We start from the raw sequence: 19,699 nt of genomic DNA, 5'->3' as shown, positions 1-19,699 counted from the left end.
CCCCACCCACCCGCCGTGACCCCCGCCGGTTCCCGACACCCCAAGCCCCACCCACCCGCCGTGACCCCCGCCCTGCACGGACCGCGAGCGAGCCGAAGGGGCGCGCCGGTGCCGAAAGGGAGAAGCGAGGACGACGCGACGAAGGAGCGGCGTTGGAGCGCCGACCGTCGGCACCGGACCAAAGCGCCCCGGAGGCGAGCCGAGCCCTAAATAAACGGCCTCGCGGGCCACGGCGAGTCCGCCGGCCGCAGCGCGTCCAGCCCGCCGGGCCCGTGCAGGGCCGCGTACAGCGCCAGCGTCCCGGTGATCAGGGTCGGGTTGTGCAGCTCGCCGGCGTGGATCAGCCGCACCAGCTCCTCGACCGGCACCCGGGCGGATTCCAGCTCCAGTTCCTCCCCGTGCGCCTCGTACCGCTCCCCCTCCGCCTCGGAGAGGTCGGTGGCGAGGAAGAGCCGCAGTGCCTCGTCGGTGCCGCCGGGCGAGGTGTAGAAGTCGACCAGCACCCGCCACTCGCCGGCCTTGCAGTGCGCCTCCTCGTACAGCTCGCGCTGGGCGGCGTGCAGCGGGTTCTCGCCGGGCACGTCGAGCAGTCCGGCGGGCAGCTCCCAGAGGCGCTGGCGGACGGGGTGCCGGTACTGGCGCAGGATCAGCACCCGCTGCCGGTCGTCCAGGGCGAGTACGGAGACCGATCCGGGGTGGGTCTGGTAGTCCCGGCGGGCCCAGCTGCCGTCGGGCATCAGGACCTCCTCGGTGCGCACCCCGGTGACCCGGCCCTGGAACGGGGTGGTGCTCCCCCGGATCTCCCACTCCTCCGCCACGTCGGCGACTCCGGCGGTGCTGCGGTCGTCCATCACGCTCTCCCCTTTTCGTCAGTACGACACAATCTAACGCCGAACGGCGGCCCCGCGGGACATCGCGGGACCGCCGTCCGGGGAAACGGACCGGGACTACTGGGCGTCGGCCGGGGCCGTCTTGATCTCGATCGCGGCCTTGACCAGACCCGCGAACAGCGGGTGCGGGCGGGTCGGCCGGGACTTCAGCTCCGGGTGGGCCTGGGTGGCCACCAGGTAGGGGTGCACCTCGCGCGGGTACTCGACGTACTCGACCAGGTCGCCCTTCGGGGAGAGGCCGGAGAACTGCAGGCCGGTCTTCTCCAGGTCCGCGCGGTAGGCGTTGTTGACCTCGTAGCGGTGGCGGTGGCGCTCCTCGACGTACTGCTCGCCGGCGTAGACCTCGCGGACGATCGAGCCCTCGGCGAGCTTGGCCGGGTAGAGGCCCAGACGCATGGTGCCGCCCAGGTCGCCCTTGCCGTCGACGATGGCCAGCTGCTCGGCCATGGTGGAGACGACCGGGTGCTTGGCGGCGGCGTCGAACTCGGTCGAGTTGGCCTCGGGCAGGCCGGCCAGGTTGCGGGCGGCCTCGATGACGACGCACTGCAGGCCCAGGCAGAGGCCGAGCAGCGGCACCTTGTTCTCGCGGGCGAAGGTGATCGCACCGACCTTGCCGTTGACGCCGCGGTCGCCGAAGCCGCCGGGGATGCAGATCGCGTCCACGTCGCCGAGCTGCTCGCGGGCGCCCTCGGGGGTCTCGCAGTCGTCCGAGGTGACCCACTTGATCTCGACCCGGGCGTTGTTGGCGAAACCGCCGGCGCGCAGCGCCTCGGTCACCGACAGGTAGGCGTCCGGCAGGTCGATGTACTTGCCGACCAGGGCGACCTTGACGATGTGCTGCGGCTCGTGGACGCGGCGCAGCAGGTCGTCCCAGGTGGTCCAGTCCACGTCGCGGAACGGCAGGTCCAGGCGGCGGACGACGTAGGCGTCCAGGCCCTCGCCGTGCAGCACCTTGGGGATGTCGTAGATCGACTTGGCGTCGATGGCCGCGACCACGGCCTCCTCGTCCACGTCGCACATCAGCGAGATCTTGCGCTTGATGGCCTGCGGGACCTCGCGGTCGGCGCGCAGCACGATGGCGTCGGGCTGGATGCCGATGTTGCGCAGCGCGGCGACGGAGTGCTGGGTGGGCTTGGTCTTCAGCTCGCCCGAGGGGCCGATGTAGGGGAGCAGGGAGACGTGCACGAAGAACACGTTGTCCCGGCCGACCTCGTGGCGGACCTGGCGGACGGCCTCCAGGAACGGCAGCGACTCGATGTCGCCGACGGTGCCGCCGACCTCGGTGATCACCACGTCCACGTCCTCGGTCGCCATCCGGCGGATCCGGGACTTGATCTCGTTGGTGATGTGCGGGATGACCTGGACGGTGTCGCCCAGGTACTCGCCGCGGCGCTCCTTGGCGATGACGGTCGAGTACACCTGGCCGGTGGTGACGTTCGCCGAGCCGTGCAGGTTGGTGTCGAGGAACCGCTCGTAGTGGCCGATGTCGAGGTCGGTCTCGGCGCCGTCGTCGGTGACGAAGACCTCACCGTGCTGGAACGGGTTCATGGTGCCCGGGTCCACGTTCAGGTACGGGTCGAGCTTCTGCATCGTCACGCGCAGGCCGCGGGCCTTGAGCAGGGCACCGAGGCTGGAGGCGGTGAGGCCCTTGCCGAGCGACGAGGCGACACCCCCGGTGACGAAGAGGTGCTTGGTCGTCACGGCGCGGCCGTTCGATGCCTTGCCGGAATGGGGCTGTGCCAAGAGGGGGCTCCCGTGGGTCGCGTGTCGAAGGTGACGTGGTGGGAGGCTCGCGGCTCGCCGTCGCGACGGGGGGAGGGCGGTGCTGCGCACGGGGCCCTGAGGGTCGTCGGTTCGGCCGGTCCGGGGCGTTTGATCCCACCGGTCCACGGGATACCAGGGTATCAGTGACCCGGCCCGGACGCGTTCCGGCCCGCCGCCGGCGGGCCTCCGGGCCCCGGTTTCCGGTCGGGCGGCCGCGGGGGCGCTCCCGGGGCGCACGCCAGGCGCACCACCGGCGCACCATCCGGCGCTACCGTCACATCCGTCGCACCACCCGCCCGTCCGGGCCACCCGAAGGCGGCCCGGAGCCCTCGGCCGGGCCATCACCGGATCCCCACTTCGTGCCATCCGGAGCTGATCCTTCCGAGCCATCCTGACGGCCGCTCTCGCAATGCGCGGTATTTCCGCCGAAATGCGGCGCCACATCGCGCTGCGCCCGCGTGCTTCGCCCCTTTCGTCCGTCGTAAGCTGCTCGGACGCATCGCCGACAACATGAGCACGCGGAGGGCGTGGGAGGGTCAGGAACCTCTCGGTCCCCGATGCGCGACCGGACCTCCCCGTAGTGCCGCTCCTCCCACCCACCCAGAGGCTCGACCGAGCCCTCGCGGATGCTCCGGCAAGGCCCGCCACCACCCCACGGAGGGCCGGACGTCCCGGGGTGGCCCCGGTCCCGCGGTCCCGCTGGCTCTCCCTCGGATCGCCGATGCGTCGTGACCACATTGCGAACTGGAGATCACGTGGCCGGCCGTATCGAGGACTACGCACTCATCGGGGACATGCAGACCGCCGCCCTCGTCAGCAGGGACGGAGCGGTGGACTGGCTCTGCCTGCCCCGGTTCGACTCACCGGCGGTGTTCGCCGGCCTGCTCGGCACCGACGAACACGGCTTCTGGCGGATCGGCCCCGCCGAGGCGGTGGCCACCGCACTGCCGCACCCGGCCACCGCGCCCGCCGCCGAACCGGCCGTCCCACCGGCCGCCCGGCCGCGGATCGCCGACACCGGCGACCTGAGGGTCCCGCCGCCCACCGCGGCCGCCCCCGCCGTGCCCGCCGACCGCCGCCGCTACCGGGGCGACTCGCTGATCCTGGAACAGGAGTGGGACGCCCAGGGCGGCACCGTCCGGGTCATCGACTTCATGCCGCCCCGCCCGCTGGCCGGGAAGGACGCCGTGCCGCAGGTGATCCGGATCGTCGAGGGCGTGGCCGGCACCGTGCGGATGCGCTCCGCACTGCGGATGCGCTTCAGCTACGGCCGGGTCGTGCCCTGGGTGCACCGGGTGGAGCAGCCCGACGGCGGCCACCGCACCGTCGCCGTGGCCGGGCCGGACTCGGTCTGGCTGGACGGCGAGGCCGACACCTACGGGCGCAACCTCACCACCTACGCCGACTTCACCGTCCGGGCCGGCGAGCGGATCGCCTTCGCGCTCACCTGGCAGGCCTCCCACCTCGAGCAGCCGACCCCGCCGGACGCCGAGGCACTGCTCGAGGCCACCGCCGACTTCTGGCACGAGTGGGTCGGCCAGTGCACCTACCAGGGGCCCTACCGGGAGGCCGTGGTCCGCTCGCTGATCACCCTCAAGGGCCTCACCTACGCCCCCACCGGCGGGATCGTGGCCGCCCCCACCACGTCGCTGCCCGAGGACATCGGCGGCGAGCGCAACTGGGACTACCGCTACACCTGGCTCAGGGACGCCGCGATCACCCTCTCCTCGCTGCTCCGCACCGGCTACCGCGACGAGGCCAAGGCCTGGCGCGAGTGGCTGCTGCGCGCCGTCGCGGGGGACCCGGAGAACCTCCAGATCATGTACGGCATCGCCGGCGAGCGCGAGCTCACCGAGTCCTCGCTGGACTGGCTGCCCGGCTACGAGGGCTCGCAGCCGGTGCGGGTCGGCAACGGCGCGGCCGGCCAGCTCCAGCTGGACGTCTACGGCGAGGTCGTCGAGGCGCTGCACCTGGCCCACATGACCGGCCTGGTCCGCAACGACCACGCGCACCACCTCCAGCTGCGGCTGATCGAGTACCTGGAGGACCACTGGACCGAGCCGGACGAGGGCATCTGGGAGGTGCGCGGACCGCGCCGGCACTTCGTCCACTCCAAGGTGATGGCCTGGGTGGCGGTGGACCGCACCATCAAGCTGCTGGAGCAGACCCCCGAGGACGCCCCGGCCGGAGGCCAGCTGGAGCGCTGGCGGGAGCTGCGCGACACCATCCACCGGGACGTCTGCGAGCGGGGCTACGACCCCGGCCGCAACACCTTCACCCAGTACTACGGCGGCAAGGAGCTGGACGCCTCGCTGCTGCTCATCCCGCAGGTCGGCTTCCTGCCGCCGGACGACAAGCGGGTGATCGGCACCATCGAGGCGATCCAGCGCGAACTGTCCACCGAGGACGGCTTCGTGCTCCGCTACCCGACCCACGACGAGTCCGGCAACAACGTCGACGGCCTCTCCGGCCACGAGGGCGCCTTCCTGGCCTGCTCGTTCTGGCTGGCCGACGACCTCGCCATGATCGGCCGGGTGCAGGAGGCGCGGGAGCTGTTCGACCGGCTGCTGTCGCTGCGCAACGACCTCGGGCTGCTCGCCGAGGAGTGGGACCCGCGGCTCAAGCGCCAGGTGGGCAACTTCCCGCAGGCCTTCAGCCACGTCCCGCTGATCGACACCGCGCTGCGGCTCACCGCCTGCGGCGGCGCCTACCTGTCGGCCCAGCCGGACGGCCCGGCCGCCGACCGGGCCGGCGAGCAGGCCACCGTCTGACCCGCCGCCACCGTCGCGCTCACGCGTCGCGCTGCACCAGCTCGTCGTAGGTGCTGAGCACCTGGGCGACGGTGGCGGCCTCGTCCGGCCAGGTCTCCGCCTGCTGCCGGCCGGCCGCCACCAGGCGCCGGCGGCGCTCCGGGTCGGCCAGCAGCTCCCGCACCGCCCGGCCGAGCGCCGCCGCGTCGCCGGGCGGCACCAGTACGGCGGCGTCACCGACCAGCTCGGGGATGCCGCCGACGGCGGTGGCGACCACCGGCACACCGGCCCGCATCGCCTCCTGCACCACCAGCGAGCGGGCCTCCCAGCGGCTGGAGAGCACCAGCAGGTCGGCGGCGGCCAGCAGGTCGGACACGTCGGTGCGGTAGCCGAGCAGCCGCACCGGCAGCTTCTCGGCGGCCACCCGCTCCCGCAGCCCGGCGGCCTCCGGGCCGTCCCCGGCCAGCAGCAGCAGCGGTTCGGGCGTCAGCGCGGCCAGGTCGCGGGCCGCGTCCAGCAGCAGTCCGAAGGCCTTCTGCGGGACGAGCCGGCCCACCGCGAGGACCAGCGGGCGGTCCGCGCCGCCGTCCAGCAGCGCCGCCCTGGCGCCGTCCCGGGGCAGCCGCGCCTCGGGCATCGGCGGGGCCGCGACCGGGCCCAGCCGGGCGTCGGTGGCGCCGAGTTCGCGGGCGCGGGCCACCAGGTCGGAGGAGGCGCCGAGGACGAGGTCGGCGGCGCGGGCCACCCGGCGCTCCATCAGCCGCTGGAGGCGGCGCTCCATGCCGGTGGCGTCCAGCGCGTGGTGCGAGGTGACCACCAGCGGCGTCTCCGGGCGCAGGCCCGGGAAGCGGCCGGCGGTGCGCAGCGCCAGGTCGGACAGCAGCCCCGCGCGCAGGCCGTGGGCGTGCACCACGTCGGCGCCGGTGAAGGCCCGGCGCAGCTCGCCGATCGCGGTGGCGTCGCTGCGGGCGCCCGCGGTGGGCGTGATGTCGACCAGGTGGAACCGCGCACCGGTGCGCGAGAAACCGAACAGCGCGTCCGCGCCGGCGGGGGCGCACACCGTGACGGTCACTCCGTGTGCGACCAGGCCCTGCGCCAAGGAGCGCACGTGCGCACCGATGCCGCCGCTACTGGCGGCCAGGACGAGCACCACGTGCAGCTGCCCCGGTTCGGGGGTGGCCGCGGCTGCCCGGGCGGCGGAATGGTCCACGTCGTCTCGCATCCGACTCGATCAGCTACGCGCGCCCCGGGCGGGGGTTGCCCGCCGGCGGCGCTCGGGACAGGAAGGGCCAGTGTCCAGCCGCCACCATGCCAGGTCGGCGGCCCTCTTGGACAGTCGGCGCCCCCGGCGGGGCGCGTCGTGGCCGGTCCGCGAGGGCCGCCCGGGTTCAGCGGTGGCGGGGGGCGCGGGCCGCGGCGAGCAACTCCTCCGCGTGCGCCCGGCCGAGCTCGGAGTCCTCCAGGCCGGCCAGCATCCGGGAGAGCTCGCGGACCCGCTCCTCGTCGCTCAGCACCTTGACGCCGCTGCGGGTCACGGTGCCGTCGTTGGTCTTCTCGACCACGAGGTGGCGGTCGGCGAAGGCCGCCACCTGCGGCAGGTGGGTGACCACGACGACCTGGGCGCTCTCGGCGAGCTTGGCGAGCCGGCGGCCGATCTCGACCGCCGCCTTGCCGCCGACGCCCGCGTCCACCTCGTCGAACAGGTAGGTGGGGACGGGGTCGGCGCCGGCGAAGACCACCTCGACGGCGAGCATCACCCGGGACAGCTCGCCGCCCGAGGCGCCCTTGGCGATCGGCCGGGGCTGGGCGCCGGGGTGCGGCGCCAGCAGCACCTCGACCTCGTCCACGCCGTGCGGCCCGTAGGCGACGGTCCGGCCCTCGATCTCGATCCCGGACAGGTCGTCGACCTGGCTGATCGCGAAGGTGACCCGGGCGTGCGGCATCGCCAGTTCGGCGAGTTCGGCGGAGACGGCGGCCGCGAAGCGCCCGGCGGCGGCCTGCCGGGCGGCCGACACCTCGGCCGCGAGTTCGGCCAGCTCGCCGCGGAGGGCGGTCTCCCGGGCGCCGAGCTCGTCGATCCGCTCGTCGTCGCCGTCGAGCTCGGCGAGCCGGGCGGAGCCCTCCTCGGCCCAGGCGATCACCTCGGCCAGCGAGTTCTCCGGGCCGCCGTACTTGCGCAGCAGCTGGGACAGCACGGCCCGGCGGTCCTCGACGGCGGCCAGGCGGACCGGGTCGGCGTCCAGGTCGTCGGCGTAGCCGGCCAGGTCGCCGGCCACGTCGGCGAGCAGGTAGCCGACCTCGTTGAGCCGGTCGGCGAGGGCGGCGAGCCGCTCGTCGTGGTGGCGGACGGCGTCCAGCGCGCGGCGGGACTGGGCGAGCAGGGTGCCGGCGTCCAGCGCCTCCGGGTCGGCCGGGTCGCCGGCCAGGGCGGCGTGGGCGAGGGTCGCGGCGGAGGAGAGCGCGTCGGCGTGGCCGAGCCGCTCGGCCTCTGCGGACAGCCCCTCGTCCTCGCCGGCCACCGGTTCGGCGGCGGCGACCTCGTCGAGGCCGAACCGCAGCAGGTCGGCCTCCTGGGCCCGCTCACGGGCCCGGGTGGTCAGCTCCTCCAGCGTCGAGGAGACCTCGCGCAGCCGGCGGTACACCTCGCGGTAGCGGGCCAGCGGCTCGGCCACCGACGCGCCCGCGTACCGGTCCAGCGCGCCGCGCTGGCGGGCCGGGCGCAGCAGCCGCTGCTGGTCGGTCTGGCCGTGCACGGCGACGAGGTCCTCGCCGAGCTCGGTGAGCAGGCCGACCGGGACGGACCGGCCGCCGACGTGGGCGCGGGAGCGGCCCTCGGCGGAGACGGTCCGGCTGATCAGCAGCGCGCCGTCGTCGAGCTCGGCGCCGGCCTCGGCGGCGCGGGCGGCCACCGGCGAGCCGGGCGGCAGTTGCAGGCGCCCCTCGACGACCGCGCGCTCGCTGCCGTTGCGCACCAGGCCCGGGTCGGCCCGGCCGCCGAGCAGCAGGCCGAGGCTGGTCACCACCATGGTCTTGCCGGCTCCGGTCTCCCCGGTCACCGCTGTGAAGCCGGGGGCCAGTTCGACGACCGCGTCGTCGATGACCCCGAGATCCCGTATCCGCATCTCGTCCAACACGGAGACGACCTTACGAGGTTCCGCACCCGCCGCGCGACGAGCGGCAACGACGCGCGGCAACTCCGTGCCCCCGAGTTCATCCGTTCCGGGCGTTTCCGGACCCGCCCCGCCGGGTGCCGGGGCGTTCCTCCGTGCCCGGCCCACCGACGGACCCGCCCGGGGAGATCCGGACGACCGGGTGCCCGGAAAGGCCACTACCCGGCCGCTCCGGCCCTGTCGGAACGGCCGACCCGGCCGGCCCGCCCGACCCGGCCGGCCTGCTCGGCGGTGGGCACGGTGAACCAGGGCAGGAAGAACTGCGCGAGCGGGCCGATCGCCAGCGCGTACGCGACGGTGCCGATCCCGGCCGTCCCGCCGAGCAGGACGCCCACCGCCAGCACGACCAGCTCGATCCCGGTACGGATCAGCCGCAGCGAGCCCCCGGTACGGCGGTGCAGCCCGGTCATCAGCCCGTCCCGCGGCCCCGGGCCCAGCCGGGCGCCGATGTAGAGCCCGGTGGCCAGACCGTTGAGCACGATCGCGGCGACCATCAGCGTGATCCGGACCGGGAGCGCCCCGGGCGTGCCGACGAAGCGGAGAGTGAGGTCCATCGCGGCGCCGATCAGCAGCACATTGGCGACCGTGCCGACCCCGGGCAGCTGGCGCAGCGGGATCCACAGCAGCAGCACCAGGGCGCCGCAGATCGTGACCCAGGCTCCCACCGAGAGGCCGAAGCTGCCCTGGAGGCCCTGGTGGAACACGTCCCAGGGGTCGAGACCGAGGCCGGAGCGGAGCATCAGGCCCATGCTGCCGCCGTAGAGGGCGAGGCCGACCACCAACTGCGGCAGGCGGCGGCCCAGGGCGTGGGTGTCGCCCAGCACCCGCAGCAGCGGGGCGGGACGGGCGACCGCACCGGCGGTACCAGGGGCACCGGCGGCACCGGCGGCGGGGGACGGCGACGCGGGCCCGGACGGGCGCTCGGACGGCGACGGGGAGGGGGAGGGGGACGGGAGGGCGCTCGTGGTGGCCATGGAATCTCCGGACAGGTGGTGCTGCACCGCCGGCGGACCGGCCCGACGGTGGCGGACTCGACGGCCGCCCTGCCATGATGGCCAAGCCAATACGGCCCATGACAGGGCCAATCACGAGTAAGTGGACTGATCACCTTGGCCGACTGGCAGACCACCGTCGCTCCCCCGGCGCTCGCCCGGCTGCTCGCCACCGCGCGGCTGCCCGAACCGCCCGGCGCCGCCCGCCGCCCGGCCTACCGCGCCCTCGCCGCCCGGATCCGGCTGCTGGTCTCCGAGGGCCGGCTGCCGGTCGGCGCCCGACTGCCCGCCGAACGCGAACTCGCCCTGGCCCTGGGACTCAGCCGCACCACCGTCGCCACCGCCTACGAGGCCCTGCGGGACGAGGGGTACCTGCGCAGCCGACGCGGCGCCGGCAGCTGGACCGCCCTGCCCGAGGGCTCCGCCCCGCCCAGCGACGCCCTGCACCCCGTCCCGCCGGACGAGCAGGGCGACATCCTGGACCTCGGCGTCGCCGCGCTGCCCGCCCCCCAGCCCTTCCTCTCCACGGCCGCCGCCCGCGCCGTCGAACAACTGCCCGCCTACGCCGCCGGGCACGGCCACTACCCGACCGGGGTCCCGGTGCTGCGCGAGGCCGTGGCCCGCCGCTTCACCGAACGCGGCCTGCCGACCACCCCGGACCAGATCCTGATCACCATCGGCGCGATGGGCGCCCTGCACCTGGTCCGGCAGGCCCTGCTCGGCCGGGGCGACCGGGTCGCCGTCGAGGCCCCCAGCTACGCCCACACCCTCCAGGCGCTGCGGCTCAGCGAGGCCCGGCCGGTCCCCGTGCCCCTCCTCGACGCGCGCCCGGGGCCGGACCGCGGCGAGGGCCCGCGCTGGGACCTCGCCGAGTGGCGGCGGGTACTGGGCGGGGCCGCGCCGAAGGCCGCCTACGTGATCCCCGACTTCCACAACCCCACCGGCGCGCTGATCGACGAGGAGCAGCGGCGCGAACTGCTCGCCGCCGCCCGGTCCGCCGGCGCCGTGGTCCTGGTCGACGAGACCACCGCCGAACTCGGCTGGGGCCTGCCCGAGGGCGCGGCGCTCCCCCGCCCGACCGCCGCGCTGGACCGCGCCGCCCAGGTGGTCACGGTCGGCTCGGCCGGCAAGCTGCTCTGGGGCGGTCTGCGGATCGGCTGGGTGCGCGCCGCCCCCGCGCTGGTCCGCCGGCTGGCCACCACCCGGGTCTACAGCGACGTCGGCGCCCCCGTGCTGGACCAGCTGATCGCCGCCGAACTGCTGGCCGAGGACCTGCCCGCGGTCCGCGCGCACCAGCTGACCCGGCTGCGGGACACCGCCGAGGCGTTCGGCACCGCCCTGCGCGAACAGCTGCCGCACTGGCGCTTCACCGTGCCGCCGGGCGGCCTGTCGTTCTGGGTCGCCACCGGCGGGGTCTCGGGCACGGCGCTGGCCCGGGCGGGCGAGCGCTCCGGGGTCCGGCTCGCGGCCGGCAACCGGTTCGGCTCCGACGGCGCGTTCGAGCACCACGTCCGGATCCCGCTCACCGTGCCCGCCCCGGCCGTGCCGGCCGCGGTCCGCCGGCTGGCGGCGACCGCCGCCCGCGCCGAGGACGACGGCGGGTGGCGGGGCACCGACGACAACCAGCCGCTCGCGGTCTGACGGTGCGGCGGCGCCGACCGGCACCCGCACCCGGGCGGCGCCGCCGCAGCACGAACCTCAGGCGGTGTCCGCCCGGCCGCGCCAACCGGTCACCGGAAGCGCGAACTTGGCCACCAGCCGGTCGGTGAACGGCGCCCGGTGCAGTCTGGCCAGCCGCACCGGCGTCTGCCCCCGGCGCACCTCCACCCGCGCCCCGGCGGGCAGTTCGACCGAACGCCGGCCGTCGCACCACAGCACCCCGTGCGGGGTCTTCGGCTGCACCTCCACCGCCAGCACCGAGTCCGGCGAGGCCACCAGCGGCCGGGCGAACAGCGCGTGCGCGCTGATCGGCACCATCAGCAGGGCCTCCACCTCGGGCCAGACCACCGGCCCGCCGCCGGAGAACGCGTACGCCGTCGAGCCGGTCGGCGTGGCGCACACCACGCCGTCGCAACCGAAGTTGGAGACCGGACGGCCGTCCACCTCGGTCACCACCTCGAGCATCCGCTCCCGGGCCGCCTTCTCGATCGAGGCCTCGTTCAGCGCCCAGTCGTGGTGCACCTCGTCACCGTTGGTCCGGACGATCACATCGAGGGTCATCCGCTCCTCGACCTCGTAGTCGGCGTCGACCACCCGCTCGACCACCACCGCCAGGTCGTCCCGCTCCGCCTCGGCCAGGAAACCGACCCGGCCCAGGTTGATGCCGAGCATCGGCAGCCCGTGCTCACGCGCCAGCTCCGCCCCGCGCAGCAGGGTCCCGTCCCCGCCGGCGACCAGGATCAGCTCGCAGCCGTCGGCCGCGCCCGGTCCCCCGGCCACCGTCTCCACCCCGTCCGGCAGGTCCAGGTCGACCGCCTCGGCAGCCAGCAGTCTGATCCGGATCCCCGCCTTCAGCAGGCCGTGCACCAGTCCCTCGACACTGCGCAGCGCCGCCTCGCGGCCCGTGTGCGCGATCAGGAAGACCGTACGTTCATCACTCATGCCCGCTGCCCTCTCCCTACGCCGGCCGGGTCGTCGTCGGCCCGGTACGGCCGCGCCACCCAGCATGACTGACCGGACGTCCGCAGAGCACCCTATCGGGGGCCCTCGGCGACGGCCCGGTCCGCCTCCGCGGGGTCCAGCCGCGGTGCGTCCCGGCGCATCCAGAGGAAGTACTCGACATTGCCCGACGGACCCGGCAGCGGGCTCGCGGTGACCGCCCGCACGCCCAGCCCGAGCTCCCACGCCTGCCCGGCCACCTGGCGCACCATCTCGGCGCGCAGCTGCGGGCTGCGCACCACACCGCCGCTGCCCAGGCGCTCCTTGCCGATCTCGAACTGCGGCTTGACCATCAGCACCAGGTCGGCGTCCGGGGCGGCGCAGCCGGCCAGCGCGGGCAGCACCAGGCCCAGCGAGATGAAGGAGAGGTCCCCCACCACCAGGTCGACCGGGGTGCCGCCGATCATCTCCGGGGTCAGCTCCCGGACGTTGGTGCGGTCCATCACGGTCACCCGGTCGTCGCTCTGCAGCGACCAGGCCAGCTGCCCGTAGCCGACGTCGACCGCCAGCACCCGGGCGGCGCCCGCCCGCAGCAGCACATCGGTGAACCCTCCGGTGGACGCGCCCGCGTCCAGCGCCCGGCGGCCCTCGACGACCAGGCCCTGCGGCACGAACGCCGCGAACGCCCCGGCGAGCTTGTGGCCGCCGCGCGACACGTAGTCGGGATCGTTGTCGTCCTTGGCCACCACGACCGCCGCCGAGGTCTCCACCTGGGTGGCCGGTTTGGTCGCGGTGGCCCCGCCGACGGTCACCCGGCCGGCCGCGATCAGCTCCGAGGCGTGCTCCCGCGACCGGGCCAGCTTGCGGCGGACCAGCTCCGCGTCGAGTCGGCGTCGTGCCACTGCCACTGGTGTTTCAGCTCCTACGGTGGTTCCCGCCCGCCCGGGTCAGTCCCGGTCGAGCGCGGCCAGCGTGTCGGCGAGCCGCTGATGGACATCTTCGTACACCGCGACGTGTGCGTCGGTCGCCACCCCGTCCAGCGCCGCCAGCCGGGCCAGCCCGGCGTCCACCGCCGGATGACCGGTCGGTGTGAGCTCGACACCGAGCGGCAGCGGTTCGCCGGGGGCGGGGACGGGGACGGGGGTGCTCCGGCTCTCCGGTTCAGGCATCGGGCTTCTTCGTGGTGGCGGTCCGGCGGACGGTGGTCTTCCGGGTGGCGGTGCGCTTGGCGGGCGGCTGCTCCGCCCCGGCCTCGGCCGGCTTCTTCGCGGCCGTGCTCCTCTTCGCGGTCGAGGTCTTCTTGACGGCGGTCTTCTTGACGGCGGTCTTCTTCACCGCCGTCTTCTTGGCCGCCGCCTTCTTCGCGGCCGGTGCGGCCTGCTTCGCGGCGGCGGGCTTCCGCACCGCCGCCTTCTTCGCGGGAGCCTTCGCCGCGGCCTTCTTCGCGGCGGCCTCCGCCGCACCCGCCGTCCCGGTCGGGGGCACCGGCGGGTCGACCTCCACCGGCTCGTCCACCACTATCCGCTCGGCCTCCGCCGAACCCCGCGTCTCCTGCTCCCAGCCGTCCTCGAACAGGCCGCCGGCCCGGGGCGCGGGCGGCGGCCCGGCCTGCTCCGGCCGTGCCCCCTCCTCCTCGTCCTCGACCTCGCGCAGCTTGCTCTCCAGGTAGGCCAGCACCACACCCACCTTGGTCACCTGGTCCCCGACCTTCTCGAAGACCTTCTCGACCTCACCGCGCGCCACCCCGACGGCCAGGTCCACCCCGGCCCGCCCGGCGGTCACCGCCTCCTCGGCGAGGGTCTGCAACGACTGCGCCGACGGAGGGAACTGCCCGCCGAAACGGCGCTCCACCTCCGTGACGTCGATGCCGCCCTTCTCCAGCAGACCGGCCGCCGTTCCGACGACCCGCTTGCCGACCTCCTCCACCAGTACGGCCGCGGCCGCCACCGCTCCTCGTACCGTCCTCGGCAGCATCCGGGTGCCTCCCATTCGCCTGCGCGCATCGCTCCGTCGCCACGGGGCCCGGACGGATCCGGGCATCCCACCGACGACGCTACCGCCAAAACCCTCCTGCGGTACCGTGGCCCGGCAGTCGGCCGTCACCGGACCCCGCGACCCGCCGGGGCGGGGCGGCCGGTCCGAGGAGGGAACCCACCGCCATGGCCAACGCCGAGGAGTGCCGCGAGGCGCTGGAGCAGCTCAGCCACAACCTCGCCAAGGCCACCGGCGACGTCCGCACGGCGGCCGGCCTCGACCGCTCGCTCAGCTGCCGGATCACCGACCTCGACCTGACCTTCACCGGGCAGCTGCGCTCCGGGAGCATCCACGACGTCGAGCAGCACCCCGGCAGCCCGACCGGCAAGGCGGACATCCGGCTCACCATGAGCAGCGACGACCTGCTCGCCCTGGTCGGCGGCCGGCTCAACTTCGCCTCGGCCTGGGTCGGCGGCCGGGTCAAGCTGGAGGCGGGCTTCCGCGACCTGCTGCGGCTGCGCACCCTGCTCTGACCCGGCCACCGAGCCGCCACCGACCGGCCCCCGACCCGCCGGCACCGACCACCGACGGCTCACCCACCGGCCGGCACCGACCACCGACCGGCCGTCGGCACCGGCCCCGGGCTCAGAACCCCAGCTCGGCCAGCGCCTTCCGGCCGTCCACCGGCTCGCCGTCCGCGTCCAGCGCCGTCCAGGCCGCCGCGCACAGCGCCCGCAGACCGTCCCAGCGGTCCGCCCCGACACCCTCCAGCCGCAGCACGCCGTCCCGCGCCACCGCGACGAAGCCGCCGCAGCCGAACCCGCCGTCCTCCGCCGCCGTGACCGGCGCGTGCGCGGTCAGCAGCCCCCGCAGGTCCGCCGACAGGTACGTCGGCCGGTGCTCGGCCGGTGCCGCCAGCAGCTGCGCCGCCGTCGTCACCCCGGTGAACACCAGCAGGCTGTCCACCCCGCCGTTGAACGCGCCCTCGATGTCGGTGTCCAGCCGGTCACCCACCACCAGCGGCCGCTTCGCGCCGGTCCGCAGCACCGTCTCGCGGTGCATCGGCGGCAGCGGCTTGCCCGCCACCTCCGGCTCCACCCCGGTCGCCGCCCGCACCGCCGCCACCAGCATCCCGTTGCCGGGCGCGATCCCGCGCGCGGTCGGCACCGTCACATCGGTGTTGGACGCCACCCACGGCAGCCCGGACTGCACCGCGTAGGACGCCTCCGCCAGGTGCGTCCACCCCACCGAGGCGTCGAAGCCCTGGACCACCGCCAGCGGCTCCTCGGCCAGCGTCCGGACGGCCACCAGGCCACGCTCGGCCAGCGCCTCCTCCAGGCCGAGCCCGCCGACCACCAGCACCTTCGCACCGGCCGGCAGCTTCTCGGCGAGCACCCGGGCGGCGGCCTGGGCGGAGTTGATCACGTCCGCCGCCTCGGCCGGCACCCCCAGCTCGGTCAGGTGCCCGGCGACCACCCGGGGCGGCCGGGAGGCGTTGTTGGTCACGTACGCCAGCCGCATCCCGGCGGCGCGGGCCGCGTCGAGCGACTCCACGGCGTACTCGATCGCGTCCGGACCGGCGTACACCACGCCGTCGAGGTCCAGCAGTGCCGTGTCGTACGCCTCGGTCAGCGGCTGCTCGCAGCCGCCCGGGGCGGTCCGTCGCACGGTGGTGGCCGTTTCGGTCATGCCTGCTCTACCTCACTCATCGCGTCAGTCGTACTCGTCCGTCGGGAGTCCCGGCGGTGGCCGGGACCGCGGCCGGCGGGCGGCGCACCGGCTCAGCCGTCCCGCCGGTCCCGATCACCGGTCGGCTCCGGCCCCGCCGTGGTTCCCGGGCCCGCCGTGCTTCCCCGAGCCGGCCCCTCCGCCCCGGCCGGCGGCTCCAGGTAACCCGGCGCCCCCGGCAGCAGCGGACCGAACGCCCCGGCCCGGGCCGCCAGCGTCGCGCGGGTCTGCCGCAGTGCGGCCCGGTAGTGGTCGTTCTCCGGCCGCATCGCCACGGCCAGCGCCAGATGCTCGGCGGAGGTCTCGAAATCACCCAGCCGGGCCGCCGCCACACCCCACCCGAACTGAGCGTAGTCGTCCGACGGATCGGCCAGCGCCACGGTCCGGAAGTTCTCCAGCGCCGCCGCGTACGACCCCGCGTCGAACTGCGCCCGGGCCAGCGCCTCCCGGATGCTGCGCGAGTCCGGCTCGGCCGCGGCCGCCCGGGCCAGCAGTTGCTCCGCCGCCGCCGGGTTCCCCTGCGCGAGCAGCCGAGCACCCCGGCGGAACCACTCGTAGACGTCGCCCTCCGGCTCACCGGACCGCTGCTGCTGCCCGGACGGAGCCGTCCCGCCGCCGCCCGGGTCCCCACCCCCACCAGCGCCGTCGTCCACCCGCTCGTCGCGCTCCTCCACCCCGAACCTCGCCCTCGGTCACGACACCCGGCCACCGGACCGGCACGGGTGTTCCGATCTCTGAACAACGCGTACCCGATTACGATGCCCAGAATGAGCACACCCAGTGCAGAAAGCGGAGTGGAGTCTCCGCAGGGCGGCCCCGGCAATCCCGGCCACGTCGCCACCGCAGGCCTGTCCCTGTCCCCCTTCCGCGGCCTCCGCTACGACCCCGACCGGGTCGGCGCGCTGGCCGCCGTCACCTCACCGCCGTACGACGTCGTCGACCCCGGCCGACGGCTCGACCTGGAGACCGCCGACCCGCACAACGTGGTCCGGCTGATCCTGCCGCGCCCCGAACCCGAGGACACCGGCGACCGCCCCGACCGCGACACCCGCTACCGGCACGCCGCCAGGCTGCTGCGCGAGTGGCAGCGCGAGGGCGTCCTCGCCGCCGACCCCGAGCCGGCCCTCTACGTGTACGAGCAGCGCGTCCCCGCCGCCGACGGCGGCGCGGAGGTCCTCCAGCGCGGACTCATCGGCGCCCTCGCCGTCAGCGGCAGCGAGGCCGGCGTGGTCCTCCCCCACGAGGACGTGATGCCCAGACCGGTCGCCGACCGGGTCGGCCTGATGCGCACCACCCGGGCCAACCTCGAACCGCTGCTGCTCACCTACCGGGGCAGCGGCGGGGCGTCCGCCGTGATCGAGCGCGCCGTCCGCACGGAGCCGCTGCTCACCACGACCACCACCGACGGCACCCACCACCGGCTGTGGGCGGTCACCGACCCGGCCGAGATCGCCGAGATCGGCCGCGACCTGGCCACCTGCCGCGCCCTGATCGCCGACGGTCACCACCGCTGGGAGATGTACCTGCGCCTCCAGCGCGAGCACCGGCACCTGCCCCGCAGCCCCTGGGACCGCGGCCTGGTCCTGCTGGTCGACACCGCCCGCTATCCGCTCCGGGTGCGGGCCATCCACCGGGTGCTCTACCGGCTGCCGGTCGAGGAGGCCCTGGCCCGGCTCGGCGGCCAGTGGCAGGTCAAGGAGGTCCCCGGTCCGCTGGACGCCGCGCTGCAGGCACTCGCCGAGCAGAAGCGGCACGGCGGCAGCGGCTTCCTGCTCACCGGCGGGGACGGCGTCTACCACCTCGTCACCGACCCCGACGAGGCGCTGCTCGACGCCACCGTGCCGCAGGACAAGCCCGAGGAGTGGCGCCACCTGGACGCCACCGTCCTGCACGCCACCCTGCTCGACCACACCTGGCGGGTCCCCGACGGCCCCGACGACATCGGCTACCTGCACACCGCGGCCTCCGCCGAGCGCGAAGCCGCCCGCAGCGGCGGCACGGCCGTCCTGCTGCACCCGGTCCGCGAGAGCGTGGTCCGCCGGCTCGCCGAACAGGGCGTCACCATGCCGCGCAAGTCCACCTCCTTCGGCCCGAAGCCGGCCACCGGTCTGGTGCTGCGAAACCTGGAACTGGGCTGACGCCGTAGCCACGCCCGACGCAGTGAGGCCCTGCCGCACCCCGGATCTCCCGGGGTGCGGCAGGGCCTCACTCGTGACGCGCCCCGACCGCCGGCGAGCGCCGGCGGTCGCGGCCGTCGACTACTTGTCGTCGCGCGCGGCGGGACGCTCCGGCACCACGCCGTCGAACTCCTCGTCGATCTCGAGGTCGTCCTCGTCGTAGAACTCCTCGACGTCCTCCTCGTCCTCGAAGATGACCCGCTCGTCCGAGGCCTCGCCACCCTTGCGGGCGGCCGGCTCGGCGGCCTGCTCGGCCTCCTCCTCGGCGAGCTCCGGGTCGAGGGCGTCGATGAACTCCACACCGTCGATCTCGGCGAGACGCTCGGCGGCGTTGGTGGTGCCGTCGGTGTCGGCCTCGACGGCCTTGGCGAACCAGTCACGGGCCTCGTCGCCACGGCCGGCCGCGATCAGCGCCTCGGCGTAGGCGTAACGCAGGCGCGCGGTCCACGGGTGCACCGCGGACGAGGCCAGCTCGGAGCTCTGCAGGGTGACGACGGCAGCCTCGAACTGCTCCATGTCACCGCGCGCACCGGCCGCCACGAGACGCATCTCGACCTGGCCGGCCTTGTCCAGCTGCTTCACCTCGGGCTCGCCGGCCATCGCCAGCGCCTTCTCCGGGCGGCCCAGGCCACGCTCGCAGTCGGCCATCACCGGCCACAGGTCCGCGCGACCGGTCATCCGGCGGGCGGCGCGGAACTCGGTCAGCGCCTCCGAGTAGCGCTGGGTCACGTACGAGGCGAAACCGGCCGCCTCACGGACGGCGGCGACGCGGGAGGCCAGCCGGAGCGCGACGCGCGAGTACTGGTAGGCCTCCTCCGGCTCGTCGTCGAGCAGGCGGGCGACCATCACCAGGTTGCGGGCGACATCGTCCGCGAGCGTCTTGGGCAGGCTCTTGAGCTCCTGGCGCACATCCGCGTCGATCTCGAAGCCGGTGACGTCCTCGGGGATCGGCAGGCGCTTGACCGGCTCGTAGTTGCCCCGGCGGTCGTCCTGGTAGTCCCGGCCGCCGCCACGCTCGTCGCGGCCACCGCGGTAGCCGCCGCGGTCGTCCCGGCCACGGCCGTAGCCGCCGCCCGAGGGACGGTCGCCGCGGTCGCCGCGGTCGTCGCGACGGAAGCCGCCACGGTCGCCGCCGCCGTAGGGGCGGTCACCACCGCGGTCGTCACGACGGAAACCACCACGGTCCCCGCCACGGTCGTCACGACCACCGCCGAAGCCACCGCCCGAGGGACGGTCACCACGGTCGTCGCGGCGGAAGCCACCACCGGACAGGCGGTCGCCACGGTCGTCGCGGCGGAATCCGCCCGGACGGTCGTCACGACGGAAACCGCCGCCGCCCGAGGGACGGTCGCCGCGGTCGTCACGACGGAAGCCACCACCCGACGGACGGTCACCACCGCGGTCGTCGCGGCGGAAGCCGCCACGGTCGTCACGACCGCCACCGAAGCCACCCGGGCGGTCGTCGCGGCGGAAGCCACCACCGGTCGGACGGTCACCACCGCGGTCGTCGCGGCGGAAGCCGCCACGGTCGCCACCGCGATCGTCACGGCCACCACCGAAGCCGCCGCCCGAGGGACGGTCGCCGCGGTCGTCACGACGGAAGCCACCACCCGACGGACGGTCACCACCGCGGTCGTCGCGGCGGAAGCCGCCACG

16 protein-coding genes are annotated in these 19,699 nt (G+C 75.1%); 4 read left to right on the top strand and 12 right to left on the bottom strand.

The genetic code is table 11. The features are described 5' to 3' along the window. Positions 1–206: 206 nt before the first annotated feature. Entirely contained in the window at positions 207–851 is a 645-nt protein-coding gene (locus ACIPYS_RS26865; RefSeq protein ID WP_093859952.1) for an NUDIX hydrolase, read from the bottom strand. Between the two features lie 96 nt (positions 852–947). After that, positions 948–2,633, bottom strand: a complete 1,686-nt coding sequence (locus tag ACIPYS_RS26860; RefSeq protein WP_234371494.1) for a CTP synthase — start codon at positions 2,631–2,633, stop codon at positions 948–950. Between the two features lie 776 nt (positions 2,634–3,409). On the opposite strand from ACIPYS_RS26860, the gene ACIPYS_RS26855 reads away from it, so the two are divergent. Continuing rightward, a complete protein-coding gene (locus ACIPYS_RS26855; RefSeq protein WP_093859953.1) occupies positions 3,410–5,425 on the top strand; it encodes a glycoside hydrolase family 15 protein in 2,016 nt (671 codons plus the stop codon). 19 nt (positions 5,426–5,444) lie between these two features. Here ACIPYS_RS26855 and ACIPYS_RS26850 read toward each other — a convergent pair whose 3' ends face one another. The 3 genes from ACIPYS_RS26850 to ACIPYS_RS26840 all read right to left on the bottom strand — a co-directional run bounded on the left by ACIPYS_RS26850 (position 5,445) and on the right by ACIPYS_RS26840 (position 9,548). Beyond that, a complete protein-coding gene (locus ACIPYS_RS26850) occupies positions 5,445–6,614 on the bottom strand; it encodes a glycosyltransferase family 4 protein (RefSeq protein WP_093859954.1) in 1,170 nt (389 codons plus the stop codon). A 178-nt stretch (positions 6,615–6,792) separates the two neighbouring features. Continuing rightward, positions 6,793–8,526 (bottom strand): DNA repair protein RecN, encoded by a 1,734-nt coding sequence (gene recN / locus ACIPYS_RS26845; RefSeq protein WP_400750736.1) that lies wholly within the window; start codon positions 8,524–8,526, stop codon positions 6,793–6,795. Positions 8,527–8,732: 206 nt separating this feature from the next. Further along, complete coding sequence (locus tag ACIPYS_RS26840) at positions 8,733–9,548, bottom strand: YitT family protein (RefSeq protein ID WP_400750505.1); 816 nt, start codon at positions 9,546–9,548, stop codon at positions 8,733–8,735. Between the two features lie 135 nt (positions 9,549–9,683). On the opposite strand from ACIPYS_RS26840, the gene ACIPYS_RS26835 reads away from it, so the two are divergent. Then, positions 9,684–11,207, top strand: coding sequence for a PLP-dependent aminotransferase family protein (locus ACIPYS_RS26835; protein ID WP_400750502.1), 1,524 nt, complete (start codon positions 9,684–9,686; stop codon positions 11,205–11,207). Positions 11,208–11,264: 57 nt separating this feature from the next. Here the strand turns inward: ACIPYS_RS26835 and ACIPYS_RS26830 are convergent, their stop codons facing one another. The 4 genes from ACIPYS_RS26830 to ACIPYS_RS26815 all read right to left on the bottom strand — a co-directional run bounded on the left by ACIPYS_RS26830 (position 11,265) and on the right by ACIPYS_RS26815 (position 14,138). Continuing rightward, positions 11,265–12,167: an NAD kinase gene (locus tag ACIPYS_RS26830; protein WP_093859956.1), complete on the bottom strand. Its 903-nt coding sequence runs from the start codon at positions 12,165–12,167 to the stop codon at positions 11,265–11,267. 92 nt (positions 12,168–12,259) lie between these two features. Continuing rightward, complete coding sequence (locus tag ACIPYS_RS26825) at positions 12,260–13,066, bottom strand: TlyA family RNA methyltransferase (RefSeq protein WP_093859957.1); 807 nt, start codon at positions 13,064–13,066, stop codon at positions 12,260–12,262. A 45-nt stretch (positions 13,067–13,111) separates the two neighbouring features. Next, positions 13,112–13,333, bottom strand: coding sequence for a hypothetical protein (locus ACIPYS_RS26820; protein WP_400750498.1), 222 nt, complete (start codon positions 13,331–13,333; stop codon positions 13,112–13,114). Beyond that, the gene (locus ACIPYS_RS26815; protein WP_400750495.1) at positions 13,326–14,138 is read right to left on the bottom strand and encodes a hypothetical protein; all 813 of its coding nucleotides are present in this window, start codon (positions 14,136–14,138) and stop codon (positions 13,326–13,328) included. The genes ACIPYS_RS26820 and ACIPYS_RS26815 overlap by 8 nt, the downstream gene beginning before the upstream one ends. Before the next feature lie 185 nt (positions 14,139–14,323). Here ACIPYS_RS26815 and ACIPYS_RS26810 point away from each other — a divergent pair, with 185 nt between their 5' ends. After that, complete coding sequence (locus ACIPYS_RS26810; RefSeq protein ID WP_093859960.1) at positions 14,324–14,671, top strand: SCP2 sterol-binding domain-containing protein; 348 nt, start codon at positions 14,324–14,326, stop codon at positions 14,669–14,671. Positions 14,672–14,783: 112 nt separating this feature from the next. Here ACIPYS_RS26810 and ACIPYS_RS26805 read toward each other — a convergent pair whose 3' ends face one another. Together ACIPYS_RS26805 and ACIPYS_RS26800 are read right to left on the bottom strand one after the other, a co-directional pair. After that, on the bottom strand, positions 14,784–15,827 hold the full coding sequence (locus ACIPYS_RS26805; RefSeq protein ID WP_400750491.1) for an HAD-IIA family hydrolase: 1,044 nt from the start codon (positions 15,825–15,827) through the stop codon (positions 14,784–14,786). Between the two features lie 92 nt (positions 15,828–15,919). After that, the gene (locus ACIPYS_RS26800; protein ID WP_400750488.1) at positions 15,920–16,540 is read right to left on the bottom strand and encodes a tetratricopeptide repeat protein; all 621 of its coding nucleotides are present in this window, start codon (positions 16,538–16,540) and stop codon (positions 15,920–15,922) included. Positions 16,541–16,633: 93 nt separating this feature from the next. Between ACIPYS_RS26800 and ACIPYS_RS26795 the strand changes: the two genes are divergently transcribed. Then, positions 16,634–18,004: a DUF1015 family protein gene (locus ACIPYS_RS26795; protein WP_093859962.1), complete on the top strand. Its 1,371-nt coding sequence runs from the start codon at positions 16,634–16,636 to the stop codon at positions 18,002–18,004. A gap of 120 nt (positions 18,005–18,124) precedes the next feature. Here the strand turns inward: ACIPYS_RS26795 and ACIPYS_RS26790 are convergent, their stop codons facing one another. Further along, positions 18,125–18,997: a tetratricopeptide repeat protein gene (locus ACIPYS_RS26790; protein WP_197698802.1), complete on the bottom strand. Its 873-nt coding sequence runs from the start codon at positions 18,995–18,997 to the stop codon at positions 18,125–18,127. Between the last annotated feature and the right edge of the window lie 702 nt (positions 18,998–19,699).

Source organism: Kitasatospora sp. NPDC089913 (genome assembly GCF_044748625.1).
Classification (GTDB): Bacteria; Actinomycetota; Actinomycetes; order Streptomycetales; family Streptomycetaceae; genus Kitasatospora.
Note: the sequence above shows the minus strand (reverse complement) of the source record. Positions and strands in the feature narration are given on the sequence as shown.

Bases quoted from the DNA above. Each gene is read 5' to 3' on its own strand.
- recN (WP_400750736.1), bottom strand. From the start codon at position 8,526: ATGCGGATACGGGATCTCGGGGTCATCGACGACGCGGTCGTCGAACTG.
- ACIPYS_RS26840 (WP_400750505.1), bottom strand. From the start codon at position 9,548: ATGGCCACCACGAGCGCCCTCCCGTCCCCCTCCCCCTCCCCGTCGCCG.
- ACIPYS_RS26815 (WP_400750495.1), bottom strand. From the start codon at position 14,138: ATGCTGCCGAGGACGGTACGAGGAGCGGTGGCGGCCGCGGCCGTACTG.
- ACIPYS_RS26830 (WP_093859956.1), bottom strand. From the start codon at position 12,167: ATGAGTGATGAACGTACGGTCTTCCTGATCGCGCACACGGGCCGCGAG.
- ACIPYS_RS26865 (WP_093859952.1), bottom strand. From the start codon at position 851: ATGGACGACCGCAGCACCGCCGGAGTCGCCGACGTGGCGGAGGAGTGG.
- ACIPYS_RS26805 (WP_400750491.1), bottom strand. From the start codon at position 15,827: ATGACCGAAACGGCCACCACCGTGCGACGGACCGCCCCGGGCGGCTGC.
- ACIPYS_RS26810 (WP_093859960.1), top strand. From the start codon at position 14,324: ATGGCCAACGCCGAGGAGTGCCGCGAGGCGCTGGAGCAGCTCAGCCAC.
- ACIPYS_RS26795 (WP_093859962.1), top strand. From the start codon at position 16,634: ATGAGCACACCCAGTGCAGAAAGCGGAGTGGAGTCTCCGCAGGGCGGC.
- ACIPYS_RS26820 (WP_400750498.1), bottom strand. From the start codon at position 13,333: ATGCCTGAACCGGAGAGCCGGAGCACCCCCGTCCCCGTCCCCGCCCCC.